Below are 4,315 nucleotides of genomic sequence, written 5' to 3' on the forward strand. Positions count from 1 at the left end.
GGACCGGCCGGGAGGGCCTGCGCGGGCGCGGGCACCGGCTCGGGAGCGGGCGCGGGCACCGGCTCGGGAGCGGACACGGGCGCGGGTGCGGATGCCGGCTCGGGCTCGGCTGCGGGCTCGGGAGGTTCCGCCGGTGTCGGCGGGGGCGTGGACATGAAATCTCCTCACACGTTTGTCAGTTCGCTGACAAAAGCGCGGGGGAGAAGGTTGTGTCCGAGCCGGTCACGATCGGATTGCGGTACGCGCCACGGGCTACCGTGGGCCGCATGGCAGCTGTGTCGAAGAAGCTCGTGATCAAGGTGACGGCCGGGGCGGACGCGCCCGAGCGGTGCTCGCAGGCCTTCACGGTGGCGGCGGTGGCCGTGGCCAGTGGGGTGGAGGTGTCGCTCTGGCTGACCGGGGAGTCGGCGTGGTTCGCGCTGCCGGGCCGGGCGGCGGAGTTCGAACTGCCGCACTCCGCGCCGCTGCCCGATCTGCTGGACGGCGTCCTGGCGGGCGGGCGGCTCACCCTGTGCACCCAGTGCGCGGCGCGGCGCGGGATCGAGGAGAAGGACGTGATCGAGGGCGTCCGCATCGCCGGGGCCCAGGTGTTCGTCAGCGAGATCACGGGCGAGGGCGTGCAGGCCCTCGTCTACTGAGCGCCCGTCCGGCACCTGTCCCGCCGGGCGCGCGCCGGACGCCCGCGCCCGGACAGGACGGAGGCCGTGCCCCCGCAAGGTGTCCAACCCCGGGGCACGGCCTCCGTACGTCATACGGCCGTCGGCGGCCGTCCCGCGGCCGTCACGCGGTCACGGTCACACCGCGATGGGGACCTCCACCAGGCCGCCCTGCTGGGCGACGACGGTGCGGTCCGCGCTGCCGCCCGGGACCAGGGCGCGCACGGTCCAGGTGCCCTCGGCGGCGTAGAAGCGGAACTGGCCGGTGGCGGAGGTGGGGACCTCGGCCGTGAACTCGCCGGTGCTGTCCAGCAGCCGGACGTACCCGGTGACGGGCTCGCCGCCGCGGGTCACCTGGCCCTGGATCGTCGTCTCACCGGGCTTGATGGAGGAGGCGTCGGGGCCGCCTGCCTGTGCTCCGCACATGTCGGGTGCTCTTCCTTTTCCGGAACGAGGAGTTGAGTGTGGAGGGGGAGGAGGCTCAGGCGCTCTTGCCGTCACCGAGCTCGATCGGCACGCCGACCAGCGAGCCGTACTCGGTCCACGAGCCGTCGTAGTTCTTGACGTTCTCCTGGCCCAGCAGCTCGTGCAGGACGAACCAGGTGTGGGCGGAGCGCTCACCGATGCGGCAGTAGGCGATGGTGTCCTTGGACAGGTCCACACCCGCCTCCTGGTACAGCTCCTTCAGCTCCTCGTCGGACTTGAAGGTGCCGTCGTCGTTGGCCGACTTCGACCACGGGATGTTGCTGGCGGTCGGGACGTGGCCCGGGCGCTGCGACTGCTCCTGCGGCAGGTGGGCGGGGGCGAGCAGCTTGCCGCTGAACTCGTCGGGGGAGCGGACGTCCACCAGGTTCAGCTTGCCGATGGCCTCGACGACGTCGTCGCGGAAGGCGCGGATCGACTTGTCCTGCTCCTTGGCCTTGTACTCGGTCTTCGCGCGGGTGGGCACCTCGGAGACCAGCTCGCGGGCGTCCAGCTCCCACTTCTTGCGGCCGCCGTCGAGGAGCTTGACGTCCTGGTGGCCGTAGAGCTTGAAGTACCAGTAGGCGTAGGACGCGAACCAGTTGTTGTTGCCGCCGTAGAGGACGACGGTGTCGTCGTTGGAGATGCCCTTCTCGGACAGCAGCTTCTCGAAGCCGGCCTGGTCGACGAAGTCGCGGCGGACCGGGTCCTGCAGGTCGGTCCTCCAGTCGATCCGGACGGCGTTCCTGATGTGGTTCTTGTCGTAGGCCGAGGTGTCCTCGTCCACCTCGACGATGACCACCTTGGGGTCGTCGATGTGGGCCTCGACCCAGTCGGCGTCGACCAGGACGTCACTGCGGCTCATGTCTCTCCTCCGGAGGGCAGGTACTGCGGGGTGTGCGGTGCGGTGGACGTGCGTGCGGCGGCGCCGGGCGCCGGCGGGCACGCACGGGGCTGTACGCCGCGGTGGCGGGGACAGCGGGGGTGGTGTGCGGCTGCGGTCCGGGCTGCGAAGGGCACCGAGAGCCGGCCGTCAGACGACGGCGCGACAGAGCATGGCGGCGACACGGCAAAGATCGACTGCCCGTCGCTTCGTGAGATCCGCCTGTCGCTTCATGAGGGCGATCGTAGGTACGGAGGGGCGGGCGTGTCACCGTAGTTCCACATGGTGAGAAGTGAACGCCCGGAATGCGAGACGGAGAAGGAGGAGGGGAGCCCTCCCGAACGGATGCGCGGATGCCCGGGAGAGGGTTTCTGAGGAGCGGACTCGCGCGTCTCGGAGAGTGGACGGTCGAGCGGTGCGCGAGCGGCGCGGCGGGAGGAGGGCGAGGGGCGGGCTGCGGTCCGGCCCGGCGTCAGTCGGCCAGATCCACGTTCGAGCCGCTCAGGTGCAGCACGACGCCCTTCTCGTCCACCTCCGCCCTCTCCAGCTTCAGCCCCCCGGGAAGGCCGGTGATCTTCAGCTTGCGGTCTATCTGCGCCCGCACCACGTCCTCGGCCACGGGCAGGTCGGGCAGGTCCTCGGCGTGCAGCGCGACGGTGTCGCCGTTCTCCACCTTCAGCGAGCTGTGCAGGGTGAGCTCCACGAGGGTGAGGTTCACGTCCAGTCTCACCTGGTTCTTCGCGGCCCGCTCCGCGCCGGCGTAGGCGAGGGAGGCGCCCTTCGCGCCCGCCTCGGTCAGGTCCTGGTAGCTGATCCGCGCGCTGCCGGTGGCCCGGTCGGCGACGGCGGAGGAGAAGTTGTTCTCCAGCCGCACGTCGCCGAGGTGCACGTCCACCTCGGTCACGTCCACGTCGCGCCCGCCGACCTGGACCGTCAGCCCGTTCATCGTGGCGTCCACCGACTCCAGTTCCTTGCCCACGACCTGGGTCAGGAAGGGGAAGCCGTTGATCTCCACGGCGGGCCGCTCGTCCAGCCCCCTGGAACTCTGGACCTTCTCGGCGACCTTGTCCTCGGCGAAGTTCACCGCCAGCCGGTCGGCGCCGACGAACAGGCCGCCGAAGAGGACGAGAAGTCCCAGCAGGGCTTTGAGTGCGCGCATCGTGGTGGTCCCCCCAGGGTGGCCGGGTGCGGTCGGATCGGTCGGATCGGTCGGACTGGTCGCGCTGATCGGACTGAGCGGAACGGGCCGAACGGATCGGGCCGAACGGATCGGGCCGAACGGATCGGGCTGATCGATTTGATCGACGCCGACAGAAGCCGATCGGGTTCCGGCGAGCCTAACCCGTGGTGTCCTGTGACAGGTCTGTACCACCGGCCCCATGCGGCGGCCGGGCCCGCTGCCCCCGGCTCCGTGCGGCGCCCGCCGCCCGCCCCGCACCCCTACGCGAGCGCCCTGCCGAGCAGGTAGACCGCCGGCACGGCGGCGGTCAGCGGCAGTGCCACACCGGCCGTCATGTGGACGAAGCGGGAGGGGAAGTCGTAGCTCGCCACCCGCAGCCCGATCAACCCGCACACCCCGGCCGCCACCCCCAGCACCGCGCCGGAACCGCCCAGGGAGGTGAACTGCCCGGCGGCGGCACCCGCGCCCGCCGCGGCCGACAGTGAGACGACCACGGAGACCACCTGCGGCAGCGGCAGCGCCCGGACGAGCGCGGCGGCCGCCACGGCGAGCGCGCCGGTCGTCACCGCGTCGGGCTCGGCGGCCAGATGACCGGTGGCGAGCACCGCGAGGGCGGTGGAGGTGACCCCGGCCGTCAGGGCGTACAGGCGCTCGTCGGGCGAGGAGTGGTTGCGCAACTGGAGGACGAGGACGAGCAGGACCCACGCCCCGAGCGTGCCGATGACGACGGCCGAGGCGTGCTCCACGCCGAGCGCCAGCAGGGCGATGTCCGCGGTGACACCCGCCAGGAACGCCAGGGCGATGCCCTGCCGCGCGGGCCACATGCCGTTGAGCCGGAACCAGCCCGCGGCCGTGACCGCCTGGAGCAGCACCACGGCGACGACCGACACCGGGCGGGAGAGCTGGGCGGTGGCCGCGAGCAGCACGGCCAGGAGGGCGGTGAGGGCGGCGGGCGTCAGGCCCGGCGCGATGATCGGGCTGCCGGTGCGCCGCGGGGCGCCGGCGGCGGAGCCGGCCGTGGCGGCGGGAGCGGTGGCGGGAGCCGCGGCGGTGGGCGCGGCGGTGGCGGCGGGAGCCGCGCCGGGTGCACCGGCCGTGCCGCCCCGCTCCGGCGGCAGGGGCCCGGGGCCGGGG

6 protein-coding genes are annotated in these 4,315 nt (G+C 72.4%); 1 reads left to right on the forward strand and 5 read right to left on the reverse strand.

Features of this window, described 5'->3' with window-relative positions:
- Window positions 1–275 precede the first annotated feature (275 nt).
- Window positions 276–638, forward strand: coding sequence for a DsrE family protein (locus L7D48_RS26595; protein WP_237883299.1), 363 nt, complete (start codon window positions 276–278; stop codon window positions 636–638).
- A 156-nt stretch (window positions 639–794) separates the two neighbouring features.
- On the opposite strand, the gene L7D48_RS26600 is transcribed toward L7D48_RS26595, so the two are convergent.
- The 5 genes from L7D48_RS26600 to L7D48_RS26615 all read right to left on the reverse strand — a co-directional run.
- Complete coding sequence (locus L7D48_RS26600) at window positions 795–1,082, reverse strand: DUF1416 domain-containing protein (RefSeq protein WP_093658758.1); 288 nt, start codon at window positions 1,080–1,082, stop codon at window positions 795–797.
- Window positions 1,083–1,137: 55 nt separating this feature from the next.
- The gene (locus L7D48_RS26605) at window positions 1,138–1,983 is read right to left on the reverse strand and encodes a sulfurtransferase (RefSeq protein ID WP_237883293.1); all 846 of its coding nucleotides are present in this window, start codon (window positions 1,981–1,983) and stop codon (window positions 1,138–1,140) included.
- A 168-nt stretch (window positions 1,984–2,151) separates the two neighbouring features.
- On the reverse strand, window positions 2,152–2,235 hold the full coding sequence (locus L7D48_RS29620; protein ID WP_369126573.1) for a putative leader peptide: 84 nt from the start codon (window positions 2,233–2,235) through the stop codon (window positions 2,152–2,154).
- A 238-nt stretch (window positions 2,236–2,473) separates the two neighbouring features.
- Window positions 2,474–3,160, reverse strand: a complete 687-nt coding sequence (locus L7D48_RS26610; RefSeq protein ID WP_237883295.1) for a DUF2993 domain-containing protein — start codon at window positions 3,158–3,160, stop codon at window positions 2,474–2,476.
- 281 nt (window positions 3,161–3,441) lie between these two features.
- Window positions 3,442–4,315: hypothetical protein (locus L7D48_RS26615; protein WP_237883297.1), on the reverse strand; the 874-nt coding region annotated here is incomplete at its 5' end.

Source organism: Streptomyces sp. ICN903, from assembly GCF_022015835.1.
In the GTDB taxonomy this organism is placed as follows: Bacteria; Actinomycetota; Actinomycetes; order Streptomycetales; family Streptomycetaceae; genus Streptomyces; species Streptomyces fenghuangensis.